24 protein-coding genes are annotated in these 26,061 nt (G+C 71.3%); 15 read left to right on the top strand and 9 right to left on the bottom strand.

The window, feature by feature from the left end:
* Positions 1–112: 112 nt before the first annotated feature.
* The 4 genes from ACZ6S6_RS23515 (at position 113) to ACZ6S6_RS23500 (ending at position 6,261) form a co-directional block, all read left to right on the top strand.
* Positions 113–2,335, top strand: a complete 2,223-nt coding sequence (locus ACZ6S6_RS23515; RefSeq protein ID WP_469706831.1) for an NADP-dependent isocitrate dehydrogenase — start codon at positions 113–115, stop codon at positions 2,333–2,335.
* Positions 2,336–2,664: 329 nt separating this feature from the next.
* Complete coding sequence (gene ctaD / locus ACZ6S6_RS23510) at positions 2,665–4,392, top strand: aa3-type cytochrome oxidase subunit I (RefSeq protein ID WP_362959112.1); 1,728 nt, start codon at positions 2,665–2,667, stop codon at positions 4,390–4,392.
* Between the two features lie 29 nt (positions 4,393–4,421).
* Positions 4,422–4,769 (top strand): hypothetical protein, encoded by a 348-nt coding sequence (locus ACZ6S6_RS23505; RefSeq protein WP_469706830.1) that lies wholly within the window; start codon positions 4,422–4,424, stop codon positions 4,767–4,769.
* 130 nt (positions 4,770–4,899) lie between these two features.
* Positions 4,900–6,261 (top strand): NAD(P)/FAD-dependent oxidoreductase, encoded by a 1,362-nt coding sequence (locus ACZ6S6_RS23500; protein WP_362959115.1) that lies wholly within the window; start codon positions 4,900–4,902, stop codon positions 6,259–6,261.
* A gap of 43 nt (positions 6,262–6,304) precedes the next feature.
* On the opposite strand, the gene rho is transcribed toward ACZ6S6_RS23500, so the two are convergent.
* From rho to mutA, 4 genes are all read right to left on the bottom strand, one after another.
* Positions 6,305–7,447 carry a transcription termination factor Rho gene (gene rho / locus ACZ6S6_RS23495; RefSeq protein WP_469706829.1) on the bottom strand — a complete coding sequence of 381 codons (1,143 nt, stop codon included), beginning with the start codon at positions 7,445–7,447 and terminating at the stop codon, positions 6,305–6,307.
* Between the two features lie 345 nt (positions 7,448–7,792).
* Complete coding sequence (gene meaB / locus ACZ6S6_RS23490) at positions 7,793–8,791, bottom strand: methylmalonyl Co-A mutase-associated GTPase MeaB (RefSeq protein ID WP_362959121.1); 999 nt, start codon at positions 8,789–8,791, stop codon at positions 7,793–7,795.
* Positions 8,792–8,803: 12 nt separating this feature from the next.
* Positions 8,804–11,005 carry a methylmalonyl-CoA mutase gene (scpA, locus tag ACZ6S6_RS23485; RefSeq protein ID WP_469706828.1) on the bottom strand — a complete coding sequence of 734 codons (2,202 nt, stop codon included), beginning with the start codon at positions 11,003–11,005 and terminating at the stop codon, positions 8,804–8,806.
* A complete protein-coding gene (gene mutA / locus ACZ6S6_RS23480; RefSeq protein ID WP_362959126.1) occupies positions 11,005–12,864 on the bottom strand; it encodes a methylmalonyl-CoA mutase small subunit in 1,860 nt (619 codons plus the stop codon). The genes scpA and mutA overlap by 1 nt, the downstream gene beginning before the upstream one ends.
* 221 nt (positions 12,865–13,085) lie before the next feature.
* Here mutA and ACZ6S6_RS23475 point away from each other — a divergent pair, with 221 nt between their 5' ends.
* The 3 genes from ACZ6S6_RS23475 to ACZ6S6_RS23465 all read left to right on the top strand — a co-directional run bounded on the left by ACZ6S6_RS23475 (position 13,086) and on the right by ACZ6S6_RS23465 (position 14,991).
* On the top strand, positions 13,086–13,514 hold the full coding sequence (locus ACZ6S6_RS23475; protein ID WP_469706827.1) for a DUF6325 family protein: 429 nt from the start codon (positions 13,086–13,088) through the stop codon (positions 13,512–13,514).
* Between the two features lie 54 nt (positions 13,515–13,568).
* Positions 13,569–13,823, top strand: coding sequence for an SHOCT domain-containing protein (locus ACZ6S6_RS23470; RefSeq protein ID WP_362959129.1), 255 nt, complete (start codon positions 13,569–13,571; stop codon positions 13,821–13,823).
* A gap of 367 nt (positions 13,824–14,190) precedes the next feature.
* A complete protein-coding gene (locus ACZ6S6_RS23465) occupies positions 14,191–14,991 on the top strand; it encodes a tyrosine-protein phosphatase (RefSeq protein WP_469706826.1) in 801 nt (266 codons plus the stop codon).
* A 125-nt stretch (positions 14,992–15,116) separates the two neighbouring features.
* Here the strand turns inward: ACZ6S6_RS23465 and ACZ6S6_RS23460 are convergent, their stop codons facing one another.
* Both ACZ6S6_RS23460 and ACZ6S6_RS23455 read right to left on the bottom strand, forming a co-directional pair.
* Complete coding sequence (locus ACZ6S6_RS23460) at positions 15,117–15,530, bottom strand: hypothetical protein (RefSeq protein ID WP_469706825.1); 414 nt, start codon at positions 15,528–15,530, stop codon at positions 15,117–15,119.
* On the bottom strand, positions 15,527–16,111 hold the full coding sequence (locus tag ACZ6S6_RS23455) for a hypothetical protein (RefSeq protein ID WP_362959466.1): 585 nt from the start codon (positions 16,109–16,111) through the stop codon (positions 15,527–15,529). The genes ACZ6S6_RS23460 and ACZ6S6_RS23455 overlap by 4 nt, the downstream gene beginning before the upstream one ends.
* Before the next feature lie 249 nt (positions 16,112–16,360).
* Here ACZ6S6_RS23455 and ACZ6S6_RS23450 point away from each other — a divergent pair, with 249 nt between their 5' ends.
* Together ACZ6S6_RS23450 and ACZ6S6_RS23445 are read left to right on the top strand one after the other, a co-directional pair.
* Complete coding sequence (locus ACZ6S6_RS23450) at positions 16,361–16,765, top strand: DnaJ family domain-containing protein (RefSeq protein ID WP_469706824.1); 405 nt, start codon at positions 16,361–16,363, stop codon at positions 16,763–16,765.
* 59 nt (positions 16,766–16,824) lie between these two features.
* Positions 16,825–17,325, top strand: a complete 501-nt coding sequence (locus tag ACZ6S6_RS23445; protein ID WP_469706823.1) for a GNAT family N-acetyltransferase — start codon at positions 16,825–16,827, stop codon at positions 17,323–17,325.
* Between the two features lie 69 nt (positions 17,326–17,394).
* Here the strand turns inward: ACZ6S6_RS23445 and ACZ6S6_RS23440 are convergent, their stop codons facing one another.
* The 3 genes from ACZ6S6_RS23440 to ACZ6S6_RS23430 form a co-directional block, all read right to left on the bottom strand.
* Complete coding sequence (locus tag ACZ6S6_RS23440) at positions 17,395–17,784, bottom strand: VOC family protein (RefSeq protein ID WP_362959457.1); 390 nt, start codon at positions 17,782–17,784, stop codon at positions 17,395–17,397.
* 181 nt (positions 17,785–17,965) lie between these two features.
* On the bottom strand, positions 17,966–18,793 hold the full coding sequence (locus tag ACZ6S6_RS23435) for a VOC family protein (RefSeq protein WP_469706822.1): 828 nt from the start codon (positions 18,791–18,793) through the stop codon (positions 17,966–17,968).
* A 203-nt stretch (positions 18,794–18,996) separates the two neighbouring features.
* Positions 18,997–19,329: a DUF6479 family protein gene (locus tag ACZ6S6_RS23430; RefSeq protein ID WP_362959452.1), complete on the bottom strand. Its 333-nt coding sequence runs from the start codon at positions 19,327–19,329 to the stop codon at positions 18,997–18,999.
* A gap of 198 nt (positions 19,330–19,527) precedes the next feature.
* On the opposite strand from ACZ6S6_RS23430, the gene ACZ6S6_RS23425 reads away from it, so the two are divergent.
* The 6 genes from ACZ6S6_RS23425 (at position 19,528) to ACZ6S6_RS23400 (ending at position 26,046) form a co-directional block, all read left to right on the top strand.
* Complete coding sequence (locus tag ACZ6S6_RS23425) at positions 19,528–19,917, top strand: hypothetical protein (protein WP_362959449.1); 390 nt, start codon at positions 19,528–19,530, stop codon at positions 19,915–19,917.
* Positions 19,918–20,036: 119 nt separating this feature from the next.
* Positions 20,037–20,603 carry a 2Fe-2S iron-sulfur cluster-binding protein gene (locus ACZ6S6_RS23420; protein ID WP_362959446.1) on the top strand — a complete coding sequence of 189 codons (567 nt, stop codon included), beginning with the start codon at positions 20,037–20,039 and terminating at the stop codon, positions 20,601–20,603.
* The gene (locus ACZ6S6_RS23415; RefSeq protein ID WP_469706821.1) at positions 20,600–21,586 is read left to right on the top strand and encodes an FAD binding domain-containing protein; all 987 of its coding nucleotides are present in this window, start codon (positions 20,600–20,602) and stop codon (positions 21,584–21,586) included. The genes ACZ6S6_RS23420 and ACZ6S6_RS23415 overlap by 4 nt, the downstream gene beginning before the upstream one ends.
* Before the next feature lie 19 nt (positions 21,587–21,605).
* Complete coding sequence (locus tag ACZ6S6_RS23410) at positions 21,606–23,705, top strand: xanthine dehydrogenase family protein molybdopterin-binding subunit (RefSeq protein ID WP_469706820.1); 2,100 nt, start codon at positions 21,606–21,608, stop codon at positions 23,703–23,705.
* A gap of 200 nt (positions 23,706–23,905) precedes the next feature.
* Complete coding sequence (locus ACZ6S6_RS23405; protein WP_469706819.1) at positions 23,906–24,415, top strand: ATP-binding protein; 510 nt, start codon at positions 23,906–23,908, stop codon at positions 24,413–24,415.
* Positions 24,416–24,633: 218 nt separating this feature from the next.
* Positions 24,634–26,046, top strand: coding sequence for an NADP-dependent succinic semialdehyde dehydrogenase (locus tag ACZ6S6_RS23400; protein ID WP_469706818.1), 1,413 nt, complete (start codon positions 24,634–24,636; stop codon positions 26,044–26,046).
* Positions 26,047–26,061 lie beyond the last annotated feature (15 nt).

Raw genomic sequence — 26,061 nt, 5'->3', positions numbered from 1 at the left:
GCGGTGCGGTGGGCGGGTTCCGGCCCGTGCGGGGCAGGGCCCTGTCGAGGCAGCGGCGGTCACGAGATATCTTGATGTCAAGCAATGTTGCAGACGTGGAGCGGAGCACAGGGTGACTGACTCGACCATCATCTATACACACACCGACGAGGCCCCGGCCCTGGCGACGTATTCGTTCCTGCCGGTGGTCGAGGCCTACGCCTCGAAGGCCGGGGTCACCGTGGAGAGCCGTGACATCTCCCTGGCGGGCCGGATCATCGCCAGTTTCCCCGACCGCCTCCAGGAGAACCAGCGCGTCGAGGACGCGCTCGCCGAGCTCGGCGAGCTGGCCACGACTCCCGGGGCCAACATCATCAAGCTGCCGAACGTCTCGGCCTCGATCCCGCAGCTGAAGACCGCGATCGCCGAGCTCCAGGCGCAGGGCTACGCGCTGCCGGACTACCCGGACGACCCGAAGTCCGACGAGGACAAGGACGCCCGCGCGCGTTACGACAAGATCAAGGGCAGTGCGGTCAACCCCGTCCTGCGCGAGGGCAACTCCGACCGCCGCGCCCCCGCGTCGGTCAAGAACTACGCCAAGGCGCACCCGCACCGCATGGGCGCCTGGACGGCCGACTCGAAGACGAACGTCGCGACCATGGACGCCGACGACTTCCGCTCCACCGAGAAGTCCGTGGTGATCGCGGACGCGGGTTCGCTGCGCATCGAGCTGGTGGGCGACGACGGCACCACCACCGTGCTCCGTGAGTCCGTACCGGTGCTCGCGGGCGAGGTCGTGGACGCCGCCGTCATGCGCGTCGCCGCGCTGCGCGAGTTCTTCACCGAGCAGGTCGCGCGGGCCAAGGCCGAGGACGTGCTGTTCTCGGTGCACCTCAAGGCCACCATGATGAAGGTCTCCGACCCGATCATCTTCGGCCACGTGGTCCGTGCCTTCTTCCCGAACACGTTCGCCAAGTACGGCGAGGCGCTCATCGCCGCCGGCCTGACCCCGAACGACGGCCTCGGCGGGATCCTCAAGGGCCTGGACTCGGTGCCTCACATCGGTGCCGAGATCAAGGCCTCGTTCGAGGCCGAGCTCGCCGAGGGCCCCGCCCTGGCGATGGTCGACTCCGACAAGGGCATCACCAACCTGCACGTGCCCAGCGACGTCATCGTGGACGCGTCGATGCCGGCCATGATCCGCACCTCCGGTCACATGTGGGGCCCGGACGGCGAGGAGGCCGACACCCTCGCCGTGCTGCCCGACAGCAGCTACTCGGGCGTCTACCAGGTCGTCATCGACGACTGCCGCGCCAACGGCGCCTACGACCCGGCCACGATGGGCTCGGTGTCCAACGTCGGTCTGATGGCGCAGAAGGCCGAGGAGTACGGCAGCCACGACAAGACCTTCGAGGTCCCCGCCACCGGCACGGTGCGGGTCGTCGACGGCAACGGCGACGCCGTCCTGGAGCAGGTCGTCGGCGCCGGTGACATCTTCCGCATGTGCCAGGCCAAGGACCTGCCCATCCAGGACTGGGTGAAGCTCGCCGTCACCCGCGCCCGCGCGACCGGCGACCCGGCCGTGTTCTGGCTCGACGAGGACCGGGCGCACGACGCCAAGCTCATCGAGAAGGTCAAGACCTACCTGGCCGAGCACGACACCGACGGTCTCCGGATCGAGATCATGTCCCCGGTGAAGGCCACCGCGTTCTCCCTGGAGCGCATCCGCCGCGGCGAGGACACCATCTCGGTCACCGGCAACGTGCTGCGTGACTACCTGACCGACCTGTTCCCCATCCTTGAGCTGGGCACCAGCGCGAAGATGCTCTCCGTCGTCCCGCTGATGAACGGCGGCGGTCTGTTCGAGACGGGCGCCGGCGGCTCCGCGCCCAAGCACGTGCAGCAGCTCGTCAAGGAGAACTACCTGCGCTGGGACAGCCTGGGCGAGTTCCTCGCCCTCGCCGTCAGCTTCGAGCACCTCGCGCAGACCACGGACAACGCCGGCGCCCAGGTCCTCGCGGACACCCTGGACCGTGCGACCGCCACGTTCCTGAACGAGGACAAGTCGCCCAGCCGCAGGCTCGGCGGCATCGACAACCGCGGCAGCCACTTCTACCTGGCGCTGTACTGGGCCCAGGAGCTGGCCCGGCAGACCGCCGACGCCAAGCTCGCCGAGGCCTTCGCGCCGCTCGCCAAGACGCTGGCCGAGCAGGAGCAGACCATCGTCGGTGAGCTGGTCGCGGTCCAGGGCAAGCCGGTGGACATCGGCGGCTACTACCAGCCCGACCCGGCCAAGGCCTCGGCCGTCATGCGCCCGTCGGCGACGTTCAACCAGGCGATCGCGAGCCTCGCCTGATCCGACCGGTGGACGGGGGAGGGGGCACGCCCCTTCCCCCACCCCTACCGCCTCTTCACCGCTCCGCCCCGGCCGACACACCGTCGAGCCGGGGCGGAGCTGTTTCCAGGAGCGGACGGGGGAGGCGGAGGCGCTCGTCCGGGGACGCCCTGACGAGTGAATGTCGCGCCACGGCGGGCGCAGGGCCACCCCAGGCGGCCACCCGGCTGGTTTGCTGCAACCGGAAACTCGCGCGACGTGCGGGGAGGGCCGTTCGGCCGACCCCGGTGGAGGCGGCGCCACGCCGGGTGTGCAGTCCACCCGCGGAAGACAACCGAAGGAGCGTCCCAGTGACGACGACGGGCACAACAGGGACGGCGGAGGACGACGAGGCGTACGCCAACGAGCTTCCGGTACACAGCAGAGAGCCGGGAAACATCGTCATCAAGTGGATGACCACCACTGACCACAAGACGATCGGCACGATGTACCTGGTCACCTCGTTCGCGTTCTTCCTCATCGGCGGTCTGCTCGCGCTCTTCATGCGCGCCGAGCTGGCCCGTCCGGGCACGCAGATCATGTCGCACGAGCAGTTCAACCAGGCGTTCACGATGCACGGCACGATCATGCTGCTGATGTTCGCGACACCGCTGTTCGCCGGGTTCACCAACTGGATCATGCCGCTGCAGATCGGCGCACCCGACGTGGCGTTCCCGCGGCTGAACATGTTCGCGTACTGGCTCTACCTCTTCGGCTCGGTCATCGCGGTGGGCGCCTTCCTCACCCCTGACGGAGCGGCCGACTTCGGCTGGTTCGCCTACTCCCCGCTGACGAACGCGGTCCACTCGCCGGGCATCGGCCCCGACATGTGGATCATGGGTCTGGCCCTCTCCGGATTCGGCACGATCCTCGGTTCGGTCAACTTCATCACCACGATCGTCTGCATGCGCGCACCCGGCATGACGATGTTCCGCATGCCGATCTTCGTCTGGAACGTCCTGCTGACCGCTGTCCTGGTCCTGATGGCCTTCCCGGTCCTCGCCGGTGCGCTCCTGGCGCTGGAGGCGGACCGCAAGTTGGGCGCGCACGTCTTCGACGCGGCCAACGGCGGCGCGCTGCTCTGGCAGCACCTCTTCTGGTTCTTCGGCCATCCGGAGGTCTACATCATCGCGCTCCCGTTCTTCGGGATCGTCACCGAGATCATTCCGGTCTTCAGCCGGAAGCCGGTCTTCGGCTACATCGGTCTGGTCGGCGCGACGATCGCCATCGCGGGTCTGTCCGTGACCGTGTGGGCCCACCACATGTTCGTCACCGGCGGTGTACTGCTGCCGTTCTTCTCGTTCATGTCGTTCCTCATCGCGGTGCCGACCGGGGTGAAGTTCTTCAACTGGATCGGCACGATGTGGAAGGGCTCGCTGTCCTTCGAGACACCGATGCTCTGGTCCATCGGCTTTCTCGTGACGTTCCTCTTCGGCGGACTGACCGGGGTGCTCCTCGCGTCGCCGCCGATGGACTTCCACGTCTCGGACTCGTACTTCGTCGTGGCGCACTTCCACTACGTGGTCTTCGGCACCGTGGTCTTCGCGATGTTCGCCGGGTTCCACTTCTGGTGGCCGAAGTTCACCGGCAAGATGCTGGACGAGCGGCTCGGCAAGATCACCTTCTGGACGCTGTTCGTGGGCTTCCACGGCACGTTCCTGGTGCAGCACTGGCTGGGCGCCGAGGGCATGCCGCGCCGCTACGCGGACTACCTCGCGGCGGACGGCTTCACCGCGCTGAACACGATCTCGTCGATCTCCTCGTTCCTGCTCGGCCTGTCGATGCTGCCGTTCCTGTACAACGTCTGGAAGACGGCCAAGTACGGCGAGAACGTCGGGGTCGACGACCCGTGGGGCTACGGACGCTCGCTGGAGTGGGCCACGTCCTGCCCGCCGCCTCGGCACAACTTCGTCACGCTGCCGCGGATCCGTTCCGAGTCCCCGGCGTTCGACCTCCACCACCCGTCCGTGCGTGAGCTCGACGAGGCCGCCAACCACGGCGGCCGCTCGGTGACGGCCCACGGGGACAGGCGGGCGTGAGCGGAGCGGCCGGAGGAGAGGAGGACCGGATGGGCCACGACCCCGACAAGGACAGCGCCCGCGGGCTGGCCCAGATGGAGGGCTATCTGCTGTGGAACGCCGAGATCGAGGAGGCGAGACGGTTCGCCCGCCGCTTCACCGACGAGCTGCCCTGGCTCACCACCGCCCAGCGCGAGGACGTGGAACGGATCTACGTGGCTGACCGCGCCGAGGCCTCGCGGGTGATGCTGGTCCGCGTCTGCGCCCGCGCCACCGAACTGCGCGGCGAGTACAGCCGGCGGTACCGCACGCTCAGGGCGCGCTGCGTCGCCGTCGCCGTGGTCTGCCTGGGCACGGCCGGCGGCGCCTGCACCGTGGTGACGTACCTCGTCAGGTGATCACCGGTCGTCCGTTCTGCCGCCCCAGCAGGCGAAGTCGCCCCCGTCTCGTGAAGATGAGAGGTGACGGGCGCGTGTGACGGGGCAGGCGAACGGACGACCGTGCAGACCCCGAGAAGGGACGAACACTGTGGCACGACCCAGGATTCTCGTTGTCGGAGCCGGTTTTGCCGGGGTCGAGTGCGTACGCCGTCTGGAGCGCCGGCTCCGTCCGGGTGAGGCGGACATCGCGCTCGTGGCGCCGTTCTCGTACCAGCTCTACCTGCCCCTGCTGCCTCAAGTGGCCTCGGGTGTCCTCACCCCGCAGTCGGTCGCGGTGTCCCTGCGCCGCAGCAGCCGGCACCGCACCAGGATCATTCCCGGCGGGGCCATCGGAGTGGACCCGATGGCGAAGATCTGTGTCATCCGCAAGATCACCGACGAGGTCGTCAACGAGCCGTACGACTACGTCGTGCTCAGTCCGGGCAGCGTCACCCGCACCTTCGACATCCCCGGGCTGCTCGACAACGCCCGGGGCATGAAGACCCTGGCGGAGGCAGCCTTCGTACGCGATCACGTCATCGCGCAGCTCGATCTCGCGGACGCCAGCCACGACGAGCAGGAGCGGGCCTCGCGGCTGCAGTTCGTGGTGGTCGGCGGCGGGTACGCGGGCACCGAGACCGCGGCCTGTCTGCAGCGGCTCACCACCAACGCGCTGCGGCACTACCCCCGGCTCGACCCGAAGCTGATCAAGTGGCACCTGATCGACATCGCTCCGAAGCTCATGCCCGAACTGGGCGACAAGCTCGGGCAGAGCGCGCTGAAGGTGCTGCGCGACCGCGGGATCGAGGTGTCCCTGGGTGTCTCGATCGCCGAGGCGGGCCCCGACAAGGTGACCTTCACGGACGGCCGGGTGCTGCCCTGCCGGACCCTGATCTGGACGGCGGGCGTCACCGCCAGCCCGCTGGTCGCCACCTTCGACGCGGAGACGGTACGCGGCCGGCTGGCGGTCACCCCCGAGATGAGCCTGCCCGGCCACGACGGCATGTTCGCCCTCGGTGACGCGGCGGCCGTACCCGATCTGGTCAAGGGCGACGGCGCGGTCTGCCCGCCCACCGCGCAGCACGCCATGCGCCAGGGCCGCAAGGCCGCCGACAACCTCCTGGCGACCCTCCGCAACCAGCCCCTCCAGCCGTACGTCCACAGGGACCTCGGGCTCGTCGTGGACCTCGGTGGCAAGGACGCCGTCTCCAAGCCGCTCGGCATCGAGATGCACGGCATCGGCGCCCAGGCCGTGGCCCGCGGCTACCACTGGACGGCACTGCGGACCAACGTGGCCAAGGCGAGGGTCATGGCCAACTGGCTGATCAACGCGGCCGCGGGCGACGACTTCGTCCGCACCGGATTCCAGTCCCGCAAGCCCGCCACCCTGCGCGACTTCGAATACACCGACAGCTATCTCACGCCCGAGCAGGTCCGCGAGCACACCGCCTCGCTGAACACCCGGATGTGACGCCCCGCCGCCTGTGCCGGCTCGCACGACGTCCGGCCGGCGCTCAGGCGGCCGGAACGGTACTGCGGATCAGCTTGAGGAAGGCCGCGTTGTCCGGGGTGTGCCGGATCCGGTCCAGCAGCGTTTCGAGCGAGGTCTGCGCGTCCCTGGAGTGCAGGGCGCGCCGCAGGCCGCGTACGGCGGTCAGTTCTTCGGCCGGTACGAGGAGTTCGTCGCGGCGGGTTCCGGAGGCCGAGATGTTCACGGCCGGGTGGATCCGCTTCTCGGCCAGGGTGCGGTCGAGCCGCAGTTCCATGTTGCCGGTGCCCTTCAGCTCCTCGAAGAAGTACTCGTCGGCTCGGGAGCCGGTGTCCACGAGCGCCGTGGCCAGAATGGTCAGGGAGCCGCCCTCCTCGGTGAGCCGCGCGGCCCCGAAGAGGCGCTTGGGTCCGAGCAGGGCCGCGGCGTCGACACCGCCGCTGAGGGTGCGGCCGCCGGCCGCGGCCGCGTTGTTGTGGGCCCGGCACAGCCGGGTGAGGGAGTCCAGCAGGATGACGACGTCCCGGCCCTGCTCGACCAGCCGCTTGGCGCGTTCGAGCGCGAGCTCCGCCAGCGCGATGTGCTCCTTGGCGGGGCGGTCGAAGGTCGAGGCGTAGACCTCGCCCCGTACCGAGCGCAGCATGTCGGTGACCTCCTCGGGACGCTCGTCGAGCAGCACCACCATCAGGTGGCACTCGGGGTGGTTCTCGGCGACCGAGGCCGCGATCTGCTGGAGCAGGACCGTCTTGCCGGTCCTGGGCGGGGCCACGATGAGCCCGCGCTGTCCCTTGCCGATCGGGGCGACGAGATCGACGACACGCGTCGAGGGGCTGCCCGAGGGTGTTTCCAGGCGCAGCCGCTGCCGGGGGTGGAGCGGGGTGAGGTCACGGAAGTGCGGACGGGCCCGAAGGGCCGCCGGGGGAAGGCCGTTGACGCGCTCGACGGTGCTCAGCGCGCGGGGCCGGTCGCAGGTCCCCTCGACCGAATCGCCCTTGCGCAGGCCGTGCCGGCGGATGAGCGCGGCGGGGACCTGGACGTCGCGGGGGGTGGCGTGCCCGTCGGCGGGGCGCAGGGCGCCGTGCCCCTGGTGGGTGATGTCGAGGACGCCGGCCGCGGCCGTGGAGGCGGCGGGCTTGGTGGTGACGGGGTGTTCGAGTGTGGTGGTCATGCGGGGGTGGTCCTTTCGCGGACATGCGAATGAAGGGGCCCGGCAGATACGGGGGCGGAGATCTCACGCCCCGGACGACGGGCAGGAAAGCCCGGTGGGAGAGCCCGTACCGGACTGAGGAAAACAATGCGGTGAAGCTGGATCGCCGGTCGCAATGAACGGGCGCATCAGCGTGATGAAAAATGAACCGGTACCGGCGCCCGAATCTCTGGGCGTACACAAGTACCAATGGCAATGTACCACGGCTGCCGGGCACGGACGGCAGCCGTGGTAGTGGATCACCCCGTCGGCGTGGGGGAGCGGGAGGCGGTCGCGCGCTCCGGGGCCCCGGCCCCGGAGGCGTGGTCAGACCGTCGGCCCCGGGCCCCGGAACGTCTTAAGGATCTGCTCGGCGGCCAGCGTGGCCGGCAGGGTGCCCTCCCGTACCCGCAGTTCGAGTTCCGGAGCGAGCGCACGCACCCCGGGATGGCTGCGCAGGCTCTCCAGCAGCTCCTCGCGCACCATCGTCCAGGTCCAGTCGACCTGCTGATCGCGTCGTTTGGCCGCCAGCCGGCCGGTCGATTCGAGCAGTGTCCGGTGCTGTTCCAGCCGCTCCCACAGGGTGTCGAGGCCGCTCCCCTCGCGCGCACTGCACGTCAGCACCGGTGGGGTCCAGGCCGCGTCCGCCGCGTGCATCAGCCGCAGCGCGCCCGCCAGTTCGCGCGCGGCGGAGCGGGCGTCGCGTTCGTGCGGTCCGTCGGCCTTGTTGACCGCGATGGCGTCGGCGAGCTCCAGCACGCCCTTCTTGATGCCCTGCAACTGGTCGCCGGTGCGGGCCAGCGTCAGCAGCAGAAACGTGTCGACCATATTGGCGACCGCCGTCTCCGACTGGCCGACCCCGACCGTCTCCACCAGCACCACGTCGTACCCCGCCGCCTCCATCACCACGATGGACTCCCGGGTCGCCTTCGCCACCCCGCCCAGCGTGCCGGCGGTGGGGGAGGGGCGTACGAACGCCGCCGGGTCCACCGCGAGCCGCTCCATCCGGGTCTTGTCGCCCAGGATGGAGCCGCCGGTACGGCTGGAGGACGGGTCGACGGCCAGCACCGCGACCCGGTGCCCGAGCCCGGTGAGCATCGTGCCGAGGGCGTCGATGAACGTCGACTTGCCGACCCCGGGCACCCCGCTGATGCCGATGCGGCGGGCGCTGCCGGAGTGCGGCAGGAGCTCGCGCAGCAGCTGCTGGGCCAGGGCCCGGTGGTCGGGCCGGGTGGACTCGACGAGCGTGATGGCGCGCGCGATGTGCGCCCGCCTCCCGTCGAGTACCCCCTTCGCATAGCTGTTGAGATCGATCTTCGGGGCCATGGGTTCAGCGGCTCACAGCTCGTGACCGAGTGAGGCACCGAGCCGCGTCACCAGGTCGTGGGCCGCGTCCGGGATCACCGTCCCTGGCGGGAACACCGCCGCCGCGCCCGCCTCGTGCAGGGCCTCGATGTCCTGCGGCGGAATCACCCCGCCCACCACGATCATGATGTCCTCCCGGCCCTCGGCCGCCAGCTCCTCGCGGAGCGCCGGTACCAGGGTGAGATGGCCGGCGGCCAGTGACGAGACGCCCACGATGTGCACGTCCGCCTCGACCGCCTGCCGGGCGACCTCGCCCGGCGTCTGGAACAGCGGGCCGACATCCACGTCGAAGCCCAGGTCGGCGAAGGCGGTCGCGATCACCTTCTGCCCGCGGTCGTGCCCGTCCTGGCCCATCTTGGCGACCAGGATGCGCGGGCGCCGCCCCTCCGCCTCCTCGAACGCGTCGACCAGCGCGCGGGTGCGGTCCACGGACGGCGATTCCCCTGCCTCGTTGCGGTACACACCGGAGATCGTACGGATCTGGCCCGAGTGCCGGCCGTACACCTTCTCCAGCGCGTCCGAGATCTCGCCCACGGTGGCCATCGCCCGCGCGGCGTCGACGGCCAGCGCCAGCAGATTGCCCTCGAGCCCGGGGCCCGGCTCCCGGCCCGCCGCGTCGGTCAGCGCGCGCAGAGCGTCCTGGCAGGCCCGCTCGTCGCGCTCCTCGCGCAGCCGCCGCAGCTTCTCGATCTGCTGGGTGCGCACCGAGGAGTTGTCGACCTTGAGCACATCGATCTTCTCGTCGGTCTCGACCCGGTACTTGTTGACGCCGATGACCGGCTGGCGCCCGGAGTCGATCCGCGCCTGGGTGCGGGCCGCGGCCTCCTCGATGCGCAGCTTGGGGATGCCGGCGTCGATGGCCTTGGCCATGCCGCCCGCCGCCTCGACCTCCTCGATGTGCTGCCAGGCCCGCCGCGCCAGGTCGTACGTCAGCTTCTCCACGTACGCGCTGCCGCCCCACGGGTCGATGACCCGGCCGGTGCCGGACTCCTGCTGGAGCAGCAGCTGGGTGTTACGGGCGATGCGCGCGGAGAAGTCGGTGGGCAGGGCGAGTGCCTCGTCGAGCGCGTTCGTGTGCAGCGACTGGGTGTGCCCCTGGGTGGCGGCCATCGCCTCCACGCAGGTCCTGGTGACGTTGTTGAAGACGTCCTGCGCGGTCAGCGACCAGCCCGAGGTCTGCGAATGGGTGCGCAGCGAAAGGGATTTGGGATTCTTCGGCTCGAACTCCCGGACCAGCTTGGCCCACAGCAGCCGGGCCGCCCGCAACTTCGCGATCTCCATGAAGAAGTTCATGCCGATCGCCCAGAAGAACGACAGCCGAGGCGCGAACGCGTCCACATCCAGCCCGGTGTCCCGCCCGGCCCGCAGGTACTCGACCCCGTCGGCCAGGGTGTACGCGAGCTCCAGATCGGCCGTGGCCCCGGCCTCCTGGATGTGATAGCCGGAGATGGAGATCGAGTTGTAGCGCGGCATCCGCTGCGAGGTGAACGCGAAGATGTCGGAGATGATCCGCATCGAGGGCTTCGGCGGATAGATGTAGGTGTTACGGACCATGAACTCCTTCAGAATGTCGTTCTGAATGGTCCCGGCCAGCTTCTCCGGCGGCACGCCCTGCTCCTCGGCGGCCACGATGTACAGCGCGAGCACGGGGAGCACCGCGCCGTTCATCGTCATCGACACCGACATCCTGTCCAGCGGGATGCCCTCGAACAGCTGACGCATGTCGTAGATCGAGTCGATCGCCACCCCCGCCATGCCGACGTCGCCGGTCACCCGCGGGTGGTCGCTGTCGTAGCCCCGGTGGGTCGGCAGGTCGAAGGCGACGGACAGCCCCTTCTGCCCGGCCGCGAGGTTGCGGCGGTAGAAGGCGTTGGACTCCTCGGCGGTGGAGAACCCCGCGTACTGCCGGATCGTCCAGGGCTGGTTGACGTACATCGTCGGGTAGGGGCCGCGCAGATACGGTGCGATGCCCGGGTACGTACCGAGGAAGTCGAGACCCTCCAGGTCCTGCCCGCTGTACAGCGGCTTGACCGCGATGCCTTCCGGGGTCTCCCACAGCAGGTCGCCGGCGGAGCTCCCGGAGGACTCCTTCACCGCCGCACGCCACTGGTCCTCGGTCACCTCGGCGCCGCCGCCAGGACCGAGCTCGATGTCGGAGAAGTCGGGGATCCGCATTACGCCACACCCATACGGTCGAGAACGGAGGAGAGCACGGCCACCACATCGCAGCCGGCGAAGACGTACTCGTCGACACCGGCGTAATCGCCCGGACGCCCTGCCAGGTACACCCGCCGCGCACCCGCAGACACGAGCGCCCCGGCCACCTCGCCGGCCTGCTCCGCGTAGAGCGCGTCACTGGAGCACAGACACGCCACGTCCGTCCCGGCGGCCGCGAACGCCGCGCCCGCCGACGAGGCGTCCACCTCCACCGGTTCGTGGACCGGCTCGATACCGCCCGCCTGGAAGAGGTTCGCGGCGAACGAGGCCCGGACGGTGTGCGCGGCGGCGGGGCCGAGCGCGGCCAGGAACACCCGCGGCCGGCGGCCGGTCGCCGCCAGATGGGCGTCCGAGCGGGCACGCAGCTCCTCGAACGCCTCGTCGCGGCGGACCACCGGCAGACCGCCCGGCGCCACGGCCGACGGCACGGCCTCACGCTCCACCACCCGCTCGGCGAGCTGCGGGAACTCGCTCACACCGGTGATCGGCTCCTTGCGCCGCGCCAGGTTCTTCTTCCGCGCCGCCCAGGTGGCCGCCAGCCGCTCCGCGAGCATTCCGGAGTCCAGCGCGGCCGCCTGGCCTCCCGCCCGCTCGATCTCCTGGAAGAACGCCCAAGCGGCGTCCGCGAGTTCGTCGGTGAGCCGCTCCACGTACCAGGAGCCGCCGGCCGGATCGATGACCCGGGCCAGATGCGACTCCTCCACCAGGATCGTCGACGTGTTACGGGCGATGCGCCGCGCGAACGCGTCCGGCAGGCCCAGCGCGTGATCGAACGGCAGCACGGTCACCGCATCGGCCCCGCCGACGCCCGCGCCCAGACAGGCCAGCGTGGTCCGGAGCATGTTCACCCACGGATCGCGCCGCGTCATCATCACCGGCGACGTCACGGCGTGCTGACGCTGCGCCCCCGCCTCCGCGGCGCCGCAGACCTCGGCGACCCGCGCCCACAGCCGGCGCGCTGCCCGCAGTTTGGCGATCGTCAGGAACTGGTCGGCGGTGGCCGCGTACCGGAACTCCAGCTGCGCGCAGGCCTCCTCGACACCGAGCCCCGCCTCGGTCAGCGCCCGCAGGTAGGCGACCCCGGTGGCCAGCGAACTGCCCAGCTCCTGGGCGGCCGAGCCGCCGGCCTCGTGGTACGGCATGGCGTCCACGGTCAGTGCCCGCAGCCCGGGATACTCACGGGCGCAGCGCCGCGCCCAGTGGACCGCGGCCGTCAGGTCCGGTGCGGCGCCGCTGCGGGCCGCCTGCCCCAGCGGGTCCGCGCCGAGGCTGCCGCGCGCCGACTGCGGTGACAGGCCCCGCTCCGCGTACAGGCGCAGCAACTCCGTCGCCGCGGCGTCGAGTTCGTCCCCCGCGTCGAGCACGACCGGAGCCAGGTCGAGATGGACACCGTCCAGCGCCCGTGCGAGACCGGAGACCGGCACACCACCGCCGGAGTCCCCCACGGTCAGCCACAACGAGGTGACACCGTTCTCCAGATCCGCGAGCACGGCCTCGTTGAGCCGGGCGGGATCCGGTGTGCCGTGACGCTGCCGAACGCCCCAGCCGCCCGCCGTGCTTCCCTCGGGCTTGCTGCCGCGGGTGAAGGGGGCGAAGCCCGGGAGGCCGGTTTCGGGCGCGTCGTCGCGCGAGGTGTAGAGGGGGCGGGTGATGAGCCCGTCCTCCACCGTGGTGGACAGCGCTTCCTCGGCGGCCGAACCCGAAACGTCCTTGCCCGACTTGCGCAGCACACCCTCGACGAGGCTCTGCCACTGCTCATGGGCGGGGTCAGGGAATTCGGCGGCCAACGAAAGCCCGTCAGCAGGCAGGACCGTCATGCCCAGATGCTAGGGCAGGTCTCAGACAGGCAGCAGAGGCGCCGGCTGTGACCTTGCCCTCTCCCCACGCGCTTGATCCTTTACGTACTGTCGAGTAATCCCCTGGAGGGTGATTCGCCCGGCGCCTCGATCGCAGGTGTCGACGGGCGATTTGCCACAGTGCGCCACCAAATGACCGAAGTTATGCTGCTGGCAATCCATCCTTCCGGAGAGGACACCCCGTGGCAGTGGGACCTGTGGAGTACCTCGTCGTCGCCTTCCCCGGCAGCCGGTTCACCGGTGCGATCGCCCCGGCGCTGGCCGACGCGGTCGCGTCGAAGGCGGTGCGCATCATCGACCTGACCTTTGTGTACCGGGCCGACGACGGCACGATCGAGACCGTCGAGCTGGACGACCTCGACCCCGACGACCTCGTCTCGTTCGAGCCGGTCGAGGGTGAGGTCACCGGGATGCTGAACGAGGACGACATCCGGCAGCTGGGCGAGAGCGTGCCACCGGGGAGCTCCGCGGCGCTGATCGTGTGGGAGGACCTCTGGGCGGTACCACTCACCGAGGCCGTCCGCGCGTCGGGCGGACAGCTCGTCGCGCATGAGCGGGTCCCCGCCGAGGTGGCGGAGGCGGCCGTGTCCGCCGCCGGTTCCGTCCGCTGAAGCCGCACCCGCACCGGAAGGGCGTACGACATGCCGATTTTTCGAGGAGCCGGAATGAACCGCCGCGGGCCCGGCCTGCTCGGCGTGGCGGCGCGCACGGCCGTCGTCGCGGGCACCGCCTCGGCGGTCAGCGGCCGGGTCCAGCAGCGCCGACAGGCGAAGTCCGACGAGCGGGACGCGGAGCAGGCCGCCGAGCCGGCTCCGGATGATCTGATCAGTCAGCTGGAGCGACTGGGCGCGCTGAAGAAGCAGGGCATCCTCACGGACGCCGAGTTCGCGGCGCAGAAGAACAGACTTCTGGCGGAATGAGGGCGGCCGCCCCGGCGGAACCGGTGCACACATTCCCCGACCGCCGGTCACGGACGTGTGCGTCGGAGTGACCGAAGGCCGGTCCCGGTGTGTGTATTCGACCGGCCGGGGCGCCGGATATGACATGCGTGCGGAATGCGGACCCTGCCGCGATTCGGCTCCAGCCCCTTTTCCGTCCCCGTGCAGCCTCACCGAGCGCAGGACGGCGAGGCAACGGTGGCGCCCCACCTTCTCCTCCCTGTGTACCGGCGTGCCTGATCGATCATCCCCGGCGTTTTCCTTCGTCGATATCCCGACCTCATGCGACTTTTGATCCGGCCAGGCCGAAATCAATTCGGATACGTGTCGGGAAAAGAGGAAGTTCATCGTGCAAACCGTCAGGGCCGTCCCGGCAGTCTCCGTACTCAATCTGCGTGACCTGGGCGGCATCGCCCTGGAACGCGGCCGTCAGGTCCGGCCCGGCCGGGTGATGCGCTCCGGCCAGCTCAGCGGGCTGGAGCCGGCGGACGACGCCGCGGTGGCTGCGCTCGGAATCCGCACGGTCGTCGATCTGCGGACCGCGGAGGAGCGCGCGTCGGCCCCCGACCGGCTGCCGCCCGGGGCCCGGCTGTTCGTCGCCGATGTGCTCGGGGACAACCCGGGCGTGGCGCCCGCCCGGCTCCGGGCCCTGCTCTCCGACACGGTCGAGGCGGAGCGGCTCCTCGGCGACGGAAAGGCCGAGGAGATGTTCGCGGAGACGTACCGGCAGATGGTGCTCTCGCCGCGCGCCGGGGCCGCGTACCGGGCCTTCGTCGACACGGTCGCCGACGGGGCGGCGTGCCCGGTGCTCTTCCACTGCACCGCGGGCAAGGACCGCACGGGCTGGGCGGCGGCCCTGCTGCTGCTTCTGCTGGGCGCCTCGCGGGACGTGGTGAGGATCGAGTACCTCGCGGTGAACCCGGTGGTGCGGGTCGCCTTCCGGCCGTACGTACAGAACTTTCTCGACGCCGGCGGCGACCCGGAGATCGCGTCCGCGATCATCGAGGTCCGCCCCCGCTACCTCGACACGGCGCTGGACGCCATGGACGAGCGGTGGGGAGGGCTCGACGGCTATGTGCGCGACGGGCTGCGCATCCCCGAAGCGGCCCTGCGGCGGCTGCGCACCGAACTCGTGGCCCCCGCTCCCTGATCCAGCCTGATCCAAACGAGAGGCCCTAGCTGCGGTCCCGCTGCCGCCGCCTTCCGCCCCCCCCGCTCTCCGTTTCCCGTCCGCCTCCGGGTTGACTTGATACCCCTAGGGGGCGCGTCCGGGTCTCAGACGTTCAGCAGCCGTTCGGTGAGATCGCGGTACTGCTGCACGGTGATCCGCAGCTCCTCGGTCCGGGTCTCGGACTCCTCGCCCTGCCGCTGCGCGTTCATTTCGCTCCGACGTTCCCTGAGGGCGCTCACCAGGCCGTCGACGGCTGCGTCGAAGGCGCTTTCGGCTTCCCCGACCGCTCGCAGCGGGCTCTCGACGAATTCGGTCACCGCATCCCGGAGCCGCAGGGCCAGCTGCTCCTGATCGCCCTCCGGGAAGAGCGGCCGGTTCGCCGCGGGGGCGGCTCCGGCGGCCCGTTCAGGGGATACCGGTGGCTGCTCGGCCGCCCGGCCAGCGGTTGCGGGCGCCTGCTCGGCGGTAACCGGTGATTCGGCGGGGGCCGGGGGTGTGAGTTCGGTGTCGTACGTCATGACGTACCACTTCCTTCCGCGTGGTGCCGGTCCCGGCGGACCGGGCTCTGTGAACCGTTGGAGACCAGGACGTCGAAGAGGCCGCGGGCCTCGATCATGGCCTCCCGCATCTCCTCCGTGCCGCTGTCGCCCCGCTTCACGGAGTGCACCCGGCGGTAGCCGTTGATGTGCTCGGCATGGTGGACGGAGAGGGCGGCGGTCTGCTCTTCGAAGTCGCTGCCGTCGGGGAATCCCCTCTCGCGGGCCAGCTCGGCGAGGAGGGCGTCGGCCTCCGTGACGGCCTGCTGCGGCGTATCGACGAACCTGCCCTGCGTCTGGGTCCAGCGCTCGGTGTACCGCGCACGGTCCTCGGGCGACAGCGGACGCTCATCGAGGGAACGGTGACGCTTCAACCGCTCGCTCAGCTCGTGTCGGGCGGCCTTGGCGTCGCCGTCGTGACGGGCGACCGTCCGGTCGTACTCGGGTCCGAAGCGCCGCTGCAGACCGGGCCCGCCCGGCTGCCGGCCGAAGGCGAAGAAGAGTCCGGCGGCCACCACCAGGACGACCACGACAATGATCACGACGGTGGTCACGCTCACCACTCCTGTCGGTTCTCGGTTCGCTTCTTGCTGTGTTCCACGCTCACCATCCCTTTCGGTCCGTGTCCGGACGAGGGCCCGTCCGGACGTGCCGCTCGTGTACCCCGCCGCACGGATTCATGCCCGAGCGGGCCGAGTCGCCGGACGAGAGACACCCACCTGTGTCATCGGCGCCTCCTGGAGCGGACCCGCCCGCCGGGCCTCGGTATCGTGAAGGGGGCGAATCACGAGTTCTCCGAGAGGGGCGTCACGGTGACCGAACGCAAACCCGCGGGCATCAGCTTCGAGACCTGGGTCGACAGACAGATCCGCGAATCCGAACAGCGTGGTGACTTCTCCCAGCTGCCGGGGTTCGGCAAGCCGCTCGACGGCCTCGACCGCCCGTACGACGAGACGTGGTGGATCAAGGCGAAGATGCAGCGCGAGGGGGTGTCGATACTCCCGCCGGCACTCGCCCTGCGCAAGGAGGCGGAGGACATCGTCGCGGCCCTGCCCGAGGTCCGGACGGAGGCCGAGGTGCGGCGCATGCTGACCGAGGTGAACGAGAAGATCGCCGAGGCCGTCAGGCGGCCGCCACCGGGACCGCTCCTGAAACTCAAGCCGTTCGACGTCGACGCCCTGACCGGGGAGTGGCGCGCGGCGCGCGACTCCTCCTGAGCCTTCCGCCGGCGGACCGCCCAGCCGTCCCGGGCCCCCGGATGCGTAATACTCGACGCATGAGATCGAGCGTTACGCGGCCGGGGCGCCCGGCGCCCGGCGAAGGCGTACGGATCAGGCGGGCCGCCGCCCGGGACGCGAAGCGGCTGACCCGGCTGGTCCAGGCCTCGCGGGCCTACCGGGGCCCGTACGCCCCGATGGTCGCCGGATACCGGGTGGGCCCCGACTACGTCGAGACGCACCGGGTCTTCGCGGCCGTGGAGGAGGCCACCGGGAGGCTGCTCGGCTTCTACTCCCTCGTCCTGGATCCGCCCGAGCTCGACCTGATGTTCGTCGCCGACGACGCGCAGGGCGCCGGCATCGGGCGGCTGCTCGTCGGACACCTGCTGGACGAGGCGCGGCATGCCGGGCTCGCGGGCGTGCGCATCATCTCGCACCCGCCGGCCGAGGGCTTCTACCTGAGCGTGGGAGCCGTGCGGACCGGGACCGAGCGAGCCGCTCCGCCCGCGGTGATGTGGGACCGGCCCGAACTGCTGCTCCCGGTGCTCCCGGTCGGCTGAGGACGGGGCGGGGCCCGGCCGGGCCCGCGTGCGGCGGATCCGGCCGGGCCCCTGGACCGGCGCCCGCCGTCAGGACTCGTAGCCCCCGTACGGACGCGTGATGATCTCCATCGCGTGACCGGCGGGGTCGATGAAGTAGACGCCCCGGCCGCCGTCGTTGTGGTTGATCTCGCCCGGGTGCTTACGGTGCGGATCGGCGTAGTACGTGGCCCCGAGCTCCTTGATGCGGGCGTACGCCGTATCGAACTCCGCCTCCGAGACGAGGAAGGCGTAGTGCTGGAGTGTGATGGATTCGGCGGGGATGGCCGCGAAATCCAGGGTGACCCCGTTGGCCGTGGTGACCGGGATGAACGGGCCCGACTCCGCGCCCGTCTCCAGCCCCAGGATGCCGGCCAGGAACTCTGCGGATTCCCGGTTGTCCCGGGCGTGAACGATGGTGTGATTCAACTCGACTGACACTGTGGAATGCCTCCAACGGGCATCTCACGGGCACCTCCACGCCTCACCCGGCCGGTGACCGGCGCGCGATGCCGTACCGAGGATCCTAGGCGCACGCCTCCCGGATCGTCGAGGTCCTCCGGTGACGCCCAGCGGCTGTGGTCGCGTCCGGGAGCGCGACGGAGCACGACGGCCCCGTCCGTCAGGCCGGGGCGGTCGTGGTGGGGTTGTGGACGTCCGTGAGGGTGAAGAGCCCGCCGTCCGGGTCGAGCAGCGTCGCCTCCCGTGCGCCGCGCTGCGACACCTCCTCGACGAGCGAACCGCCGTGCTTCCGCGCCGCTGCGACGGCGGCGGCCACATCGGGAACGGGGAAGTTGACCTGCCAGTGTGGCCGGACCAGCGGATCGGGGGCAGCCTCGACCGCGCCCGAGCTGATCCGGGCCAGCTGACGGCCGCCGTAGGTGACGATCACCTCGTCCTTCGCGTACGTCACCTCGCAGGAGCCGGGCCGCCCGCTCGCCCAGTCCAGCACCTCGCCGTAGAAGATCGCGGAGTCGAAGGCGTCCCTGGTGTGCAGCCGCAGCCAGGCGTGCGAATGGCCGTCGGGCGCGGGCGGCGAGGTCGCGGGTTCGGTCCGCTCCCAGATGCCGAACCCCGCGCCCTCGCGGTCGGCGGCCAGCGCGCCGCGCCCCTTGCCCAGGGCCAGCGGTCCGACCGCCACCGTGCCGCTGCGCTCACGAATCCGGGAGGCGGTCACGTCGGCGTCCTGGACGGCGAAGTAGGGCGTCCACGCCACCGCGACCCGGAACGTGGTCGCCACCGCACCGATACCCGCGACGGGTACATCGCCCCGGCGGGCGACCGAGAACTCCTGGCCGAGCTTGCCCGGCCGGAAGGTCCAGCCCATCACCGGGCCGTAGAACTCCTGTGCCGACTCCAGGTCCCGGGTCATGAGATTGACCCAGCAGGGCGCCGCGGGCCCGGTCAGAGGCGCGGTCGCGGATGCCGAACCAGAGGTGCTTGCGGTCATGGTCCTACTGCCTTCATGGGGTGTGCGGCGGATGTGCGCCGGTGGCCGGCGGGCCCCCACCAGCCTCACCGGGGGCGGCCGCTCCCGCAACACGCGGCGCCGCCGCCCGCCGCGCACCCGCTCCCCGCACGGCCCCGGACAGCCCGGAATCCGGCCGGCCCGGACCCCCGGAACCTCGCGGCCCCGGTCCCGCCCCGCACCGCTCAGTCGCGCTTCTCGTCGTTCTCGGGGCGGGCGGTCTCGTCCGCGTGCTCACCGAGCTCGTAGGGGGAGAGCCCGCGGCCGTCGGCCGGGAAGCTGTCGTCGGCGTGGACGTCCCGCTCCTCGACGTGGGCGCGGTGGTCCGGCACCACCGGCTGTTCCTCGGGCCGGGGCGGGGGCGGGTCCTGGGCGCGCCGTCGCTTGCCCAGCCACACGGCACCGATCAGCAGAGCCACCAGGATCACTCCGACAACGCCCAGAACCACCCCGGCCGCGCCCCGTCCGTCCGCGAGGGTGAGGGCCAGGGAATTCAGGGCTCCATGCGATACGTCCATGCATGCGGGATACCCCGGGACCCGGCCGTCACTCGGTAGCGAGGTCGAATTCATGTTTTAAGTTGACAGGCGAGTAAAAAGCGTTTCGATCGGTACGGGACCGGCCGCGGCCCGCATTCGCGCGGCGGCGGGACCGCTCATGTCGCAGACACCCGGCCGCGGGGAGAGCCTGGAGGTAACCCTCAGGAAGGAACCGCGGTGAACAGCACACGGGAAACGCAGGCGGAGGAGAACAAGCAGGGCGGGGAGGTGTCGGTCGTTCTCAGCGGGTGCGCGAAGGGCGACGCGGGCACGGTTTTCGACGTGCTGCGGGCCGCGTTCGCCACCGACCGGGCCTCGGTCGATGTGCCGCAGGACGTCACGGGCAAGCGGCCCACCGCCTGGGTCGCGACCGTCGACGTGGCCGAGGAGCGGGTGGTGTCGGGGTCAGTGGAACTCGGCGCGCCCGTCACGGTCGATGCCCAGGGCGGCTACTGGGCGGTCGAACGGCTCAGGCACAGCCTGGCGGGAGCCTTCGCGGTACGGGTCGTGGGCACCGTGTCCGGGGACCAGGAGGAGGAAGTGCGGCTGAGGCTGGCGAGCAAGTAGGCCGCCCCCGACGCGCCGCGTCCGTCCAGGGCGAGGGCACGGAACCTCTGGCGCATATCTGGTAGAAAACAGACAAAGAGCCCCAGAGTGAAGTGACCCTGAGTGAAAGGCCCCGGCACGTGGATCCCACCACCCAGCAGGAGGACGGCGGGGGAGACCCACGGGCGACCGCCGGCCGTTCCACCCTGACCCTGAACATCAACGGAACCGAGCGGACACTGACGCTCGACCACCGCACCACGGTCCTGGACACGCTGCGTCAGCACCTGGCCCTGACCGGTGCGAAGAAGGGCTGCGACCACGGCCAGTGCGGTGCCTGCACCGTTCTGGTCGACGGCCGGCGGGCGAACAGCTGCCTGCTCCTGGCCGTCGCGTACGACGGCTCCCGCATCACCACGATCGAGGGCCTGGCCGACGGCGACCGGCTGCACCCCCTCCAGGAGGCCTTCCTGGACCGTGACGCGCTCCAGTGCGGCTACTGCACGCCGGGCCAGATCTGTTCAGCCGTCGGGGTGCTGGGCGAGGCTGCCGACGGCTTCCCCTCCCACGCCACCGGGCACACCGCACCCGTCACCGCCCCGGCACCCCTGGACGCCGCCGAGATCCGCGAGCGGATGAGCGGCAATCTGTGCCGCTGCGGCGCGTACCCCCGCATCGTCGAGGCGATCGGGGACGTGGCGCCGTGAAACCCTTCGGCTATCTGCGCGCCGGATCCGTCGCCGAAGCGGTCCGGGAGAGCGTGGCCCACCCCGGAGCCCGGTTCCTCGGCGGCGGCACCAACCTCGTCGACCTGATGAAGCTGGGGGTGGCGACCCCCGGCCTGCTCATCGACGTCAGCCGGCTCCCGCTGGACCGGGTGACGGACACCGACGACGGCGGACTGCGCATCGGCGCGACGGTACGCAACAGCGACCTGGCGGCCCATCAAGCCGTACGCACCCGCTATCCCGCCCTCTCCCAGGCGCTGCTGGCCGGTGCCTCCGGGCAACTGCGCAACACCGCCACCACCGGCGGCAACCTCCTCCAGCGCACCCGCTGCCCGTACTTCCAGGACACCTCCAAGCCCTGCAACAAACGCGAGCCCGGCAGCGGCTGCCCAGCCCGCGAGGGCGCCCACCGCGATCTCGCCGTCCTCGGCCACTCCGCCGAATGCGTCGCCACCCACCCCTCGGACATGGCGGTCGCCCTGGCCGCCCTCGACGCCACGGTCCTGCTGCACGGACCGGACGGCGAACGCGCCGTGCCCCTCACCGGCTTCCACCGGCTGCCCGGGGACAGTCCGGACGCCGACACCGTGATCCGGCCGGACGAACTCATCACCGAGGTGCTCCTGCCGCCGCTCCCCGACGGCACGGTCTCCCTCTACCGCAAGGCCCGCGACCGCGCGTCGTTCGCCTTCGCGCTGGCCTCCGCCGCCGCGGTCCTGCGCGTCCGCGGCGGCCGGATCGAGCACGCGGCCCTCGCGTTCGGCGGCCTCGCCCACCGCCCCTGGCGGGCCCGCGCCGCCGAGGAGATCCTCCGCGGCGCACCCGCCACCGACGAGACGTACGAAGCGGCGGTGGACGCCGAACTCGCCGCGGCCCGCCCCCTGCGCGACAACGCGTTCAAGGTCACCCTGGCCCGCCGGCTGGCCGTCGACACTCTGGCCGAACTCGCCGCCCGCCCCTGAAGAGCCGAGGACTCCCACCATGAGCCACACCCCCCAGCCCCTGGGCGCTCCCGTCGTCCGCCGCGAGGGCCGGGACAAGGTGACCGGCGCCGCGCGGTACTCCGCCGAACGCGACCTGCCCGGCTGCCTGTACGCCTGGCCCGTGCCCGCCACCGTCCCGCGCGGCCGGGTCACCGCGATCAGCACCGCGGGTGCGATGGCGCTCCCAGGCGTCCGCGCCGTCCTCACCCACGAGAACGCGCCGCGGACCGGGGAACCGGACGACCCGATCCTCGCCGTCCTCCAGGACGACCGCGTGCCGCACCGCGGCTGGCAGATCGCCCTCGTCGTGGCCGACACCCTCGAAGGCGCGCGGGCGGGTGCCGAGGCGCTGCGCATCACCTACGAGACCGCCCCGCACGACGTCCTCCTGACCGAGGACCACCCCGGTCTGTACACCCCGCAGACCGCCAACGGCGGCTATCCGGCCGTACGCGAACGCGGCGACTTCGACCGGGCCTTCGCCGCCGCGCCCGTACGGATCGACGCCACGTACACCCTCGGCGCCCTGCACAACCACCCCATGGAGCCGCACGCATCGACCGCCCACTGGTCGCCGGACGGGCATCTCACCGTGTACGACTCCGGCCAGGGCGCCACCAAGGTGCGCGACAGTCTCGCCACCGTGTTCGGGCTGCGGCCGGACCAGGTCACCGTCGTCTCGGAACACGTGGGCGGCGGCTTCGGCAGCAAGGGCACCCCGCGCCCCCAGGCCGTGCTCGCCGCAATGGCCGCCCTCCACACCGGCCACCCCGTCGAACTCGCCATGCCCCGGCGCCACATGGCCGCGGTCGTCGGTCACCGCGCGCCCACCGTCCAGCGCGTCCGGCTCGGCGCCGAGGCCGACGGGACCCTCACCTCGGTCGCCCACGAGATCATCTCCCACACCTCCACCGTCAAGGAGTTCGTGGAGCAGGCCGCCGTACCGGCCCGGGTGATGTACGGCTCCGCGCACAGCCGCACCGTCCACCGGGTCACCGCCCTCGACGTCCCGAGCCCGTCGTGGATGCGGGCCCCGGGCGAGGCCCCCGGCATGTACGCGCTCGAATCGGCCCTCGACGAACTCGCCTCGGCCCTCGGCATCGACCCCGTCGAACTGCGCCTGCGCAACGACCCGGCCGACGAGCCCGACTCCGGGAAACCCTTCAGCAGCCGCGGTCTGGCCGCCTGTCTGCGGGAGGGTGCCGCCCGCTTCGGCTGGCACGACCGCGATCCCCGCCCCGCGAGCCGCCGGGAGGGGGCGCTGCTGCTCGGTACGGGCGTCGCCGCCGCCACGTACCCCGTCTACATCAGCGCCTCCAACGCCTCGGCCCACGCCGCCGCCGACGGCTCCTACCGCATCGCGGTCAACGCCACCGACATCGGTACCGGCGCCCGTACCGTCCTCGCCCAGATCGCCGCGAGCGTGCTGGCGACCCCGGTGGAGAACGTGACGGTCGACATCGGCAACAGCGAACTGCCGGACGCCCCGCTGGCCGGCGGCTCCTCCGGCACGGCCTCCTGGGGCTGGTCGGTGCACAAGGCGGCGACCGGGCTCCTGCGGCAGCTCGGCGAGCGCACCGGACCGCTGCCCGACGAGGGCGTGACGGTCACCGCCGACACCGGGAGCGAGACGGCCGCCGAGTCCCCGTACGCCCGGCACGCCTTCGGGGCGCAGTTCGCCGAGGTCGCCGTCGACAGCCGCACCGGCGAGGTCCGGGTACGCCGGATGCTCGGGGTCTTCGCCGCCGGACACATCCTCAACTCCCGTACCGCACGCTCCCAGTTCATCGGCGGGATGACCATGGGGCTCGGCATGGCGCTGACCGAGGGCAGCACCATGGACCCCGTCTTCGGGGACTTCACCGAAAGTGACCTCGCCTCCTACCACGTGCCGGCCTGCGCGGACGCGGTCGGCATCGAGGCGCACTGGATCGACGAGGAGGACCCCCACCTCAACCCGATGGGCAGCAAGGGCATCGGTGAGATCGGCATCGTCGGCGCGGCGGCGGCGATCGGCAACGCCGTCCGGCACGCCACAGGTGCCCGGCTGCGCACCCTGCCGCTCACGCCGGACCGGCTGCTGCCGCACCTGCCCTGAGGGCGGGGCGTCGCCCGGCCTCCCCGCCGACGGCTAATGCGCCGGTCACCGGGGGTGCGGGGCCGGATGTGTTGCGCAACCGGCTCTACCGGGTCACTCTATGGAGTGACCCAGAAGTGACATCCGCTCACTCTTTGCATTCGGGGGTCGTTCGTTCAACGGGGCGAAGCATGTGGGCCTCGATGTGAGGAGCCTCGACGATGACCGTTCCACTCGACCGGCACTATCTGGTCGAACTCCAGGTTTCGGCAGAGCGTGTGTCCCAGCTGCGGCGGATCATCGCCGCGCATCTGCGCCACTGGAGTCTCGAACTTCACATCCGGCCCGTGTGCCGTGCTGTGGAGGAGCTGCTGACCAATGTCCAGCGGCACGTCGGTGACGACAACACCTGTGTCCTAGAACTCCGCTGGTCAGGACGGCACCTCACGGTCTCCGTCTCCGACAACGGTGCCGAAATGCCGCGGCTGCTCCACGAGGGCGGCGGCCTCAGCAGGGTGATGGCCCTCAGCGACAGCTGGGGCACCTGCCGGACCGCCGAGGGCAAGGTCGTCTGGTTCACCCGTTACGCGCAGGAGCCGCAGCACATCGCGCTGGTGCCGCTGCCGCCGCTGCCCGGAGTCCGCGAGTTCCGCCGTCCGCCCGCCCTGGTCACGGACTTCCCCATGGCCGAGCCTGTCCGGACCGACGCCCCCGCCCCCGCCCTCGTCTGAGACGCGCTGCACGGAGCGGCGCCGTGCAGCCGTCCAGCTGCTGCCCCGCACGCCGCAACCCCGTACCCCAGTGCCCCGCGGCCCTCCCGGCCGGCGTGGATCGCATGCGTTCCGCACGCATGGTCCGCGCCTGCCGGGTATGCGTGTGCCGGGGCCCGCGTTGCGCCACCGCGCGCGGCGCGGCACGGTCGGAACACCGAGGCAAGGAGGCCACAGTCATGCCCATCGCGACGGTCAACCCCGCGAACGGCGAGACCCTCAGGACGTTCGACGCCCTGGGAGCGGACGAGATCGAGCGGCGGCTCGCCGCGGCGGACACCGCCTTCCGGGCGTACCGCACCACAGGGTTCGGCGAACGGTCCCGGCTGATGAACCGGGCCGCCGACCTCCTCGACGAGGACCAGCGGGACATCGCCCGCACCATGACCCTGGAGATGGGCAAGCCGGTCAAGGCGGCCCGTGCGGAGGCCGCGAAATGCGCGAAGGCCATGCGCTGGTACGCCTCCCACGCCGAAGGACTCCTCGCCGACGAGCACCCCGCGCCCACCGACGTCGAGGACTCCGGCGCCTCCCGCGCCTACGTCCACTACCGCCCGCTGGGCACCGTGCTCGCCGTGATGCCGTGGAACTTCCCGCTCTGGCAGGTCGTACGGTTCGCCGCCCCCGCCCTGATGGCGGGCAACACAGGGCTGCTGAAGCACGCGTCCAACGTGCCCCAGACCGCGCTCTACCTGGGCGATCTGTTCCGCAGGGCCGGATTCCCGGAAGGCTGCTTCCAGACCCTGTTGGTGGGCTCCGCGGCGGTCGAGGCGATCCTGCGTGACCGCAGGGTGTCCGCGGCCACCCTGACCGGCAGCGAACCGGCCGGCCGCGCGGTCGCGGCCGTCGCGGGCGACGAGGTGAAGCGGACCGTCCTGGAGTTGGGCGGCAGCGACCCGTATCTCGTCCTGCCCTCGGCCGACGTCGCCAGGGCCGCCCGCATCGCCGTCACCGCCCGGGTCCAGAACAACGGGCAGTCCTGCATCGCGGCCAAGCGGTTCATCGTGCACACCGAGGTCTACGAGGAGTTCGCCGAGCGCTTCACCGTGGGCATGCGCGACCTGACCGTCGGCGACCCGCTGGAGGAGTCCACCGACGTCGGCCCGCTCGCCAGCGAGCAGGGCCGCACCGACCTGGAGGAACTCGTCGACGACGCCGTACGGCGGGGCGCGGGCGCGCTGTGCGGCGGCGGCCGGCCGGAGGGGCTGGGCGGGGGCCTGGAGCACGGCTGGTTCTACGCCCCGACCGTCCTCACCGGCATCACACCCGCGATGCGGATCCACCAAGAGGAGACCTTCGGCCCCGTCGCCTCGCTCTACCGGGTGAACAGCCTCGACGAGGCGGTGGAGCTCGCCAACGACACCCCCTTCGGGCTCAGCTCCAACGTATGGACCCGCGACGCCGAGGAGAGCCGGCGCTGCGTCCGCGACCTGGAGGCGGGCGGGGTCTTCTTCAACGGGATGACGGCCTCGCACCCCGCGCTGCCGTTCGGCGGGGTGAAGCGCTCCGGATACGGGCGCGAGCTCGCCGGGCACGGCATCCGCGAGTTCTGCAACGCCACGACCGTCTGGTACGGGCCCGAGCCGCAGTGACCGCACCCCGGGCCC

The sequence above is a fragment of the Streptomyces sp. NPDC048671 genome, assembly GCF_055587045.1.
This window is presented reverse-complemented; position numbering and strand designations above follow the sequence as displayed.

Coding starts and splice junctions, on each gene's coding strand:
- ACZ6S6_RS23505 (WP_469706830.1), top strand. CDS start 4,422: ATGGGCCACGACCCCGACAAGGACAGCGCCCGCGGGCTGGCCCAGATG.
- rho (WP_469706829.1), bottom strand. CDS start 7,447: ATGACCACCACACTCGAACACCCCGTCACCACCAAGCCCGCCGCCTCC.
- meaB (WP_362959121.1), bottom strand. CDS start 8,791: ATGGCCCCGAAGATCGATCTCAACAGCTATGCGAAGGGGGTACTCGAC.
- scpA (WP_469706828.1), bottom strand. CDS start 11,005: ATGCGGATCCCCGACTTCTCCGACATCGAGCTCGGTCCTGGCGGCGGC.
- mutA (WP_362959126.1), bottom strand. CDS start 12,864: ATGACGGTCCTGCCTGCTGACGGGCTTTCGTTGGCCGCCGAATTCCCT.
- ACZ6S6_RS23470 (WP_362959129.1), top strand. CDS start 13,569: ATGAACCGCCGCGGGCCCGGCCTGCTCGGCGTGGCGGCGCGCACGGCC.
- ACZ6S6_RS23460 (WP_469706825.1), bottom strand. CDS start 15,530: ATGACGTACGACACCGAACTCACACCCCCGGCCCCCGCCGAATCACCG.
- ACZ6S6_RS23445 (WP_469706823.1), top strand. CDS start 16,825: ATGAGATCGAGCGTTACGCGGCCGGGGCGCCCGGCGCCCGGCGAAGGC.
- ACZ6S6_RS23435 (WP_469706822.1), bottom strand. CDS start 18,793: ATGACCGCAAGCACCTCTGGTTCGGCATCCGCGACCGCGCCTCTGACC.
- ACZ6S6_RS23430 (WP_362959452.1), bottom strand. CDS start 19,329: ATGGACGTATCGCATGGAGCCCTGAATTCCCTGGCCCTCACCCTCGCG.
- ACZ6S6_RS23410 (WP_469706820.1), top strand. CDS start 21,606: ATGAGCCACACCCCCCAGCCCCTGGGCGCTCCCGTCGTCCGCCGCGAG.
- ACZ6S6_RS23405 (WP_469706819.1), top strand. CDS start 23,906: ATGACCGTTCCACTCGACCGGCACTATCTGGTCGAACTCCAGGTTTCG.
- ACZ6S6_RS23400 (WP_469706818.1), top strand. CDS start 24,634: ATGCCCATCGCGACGGTCAACCCCGCGAACGGCGAGACCCTCAGGACG.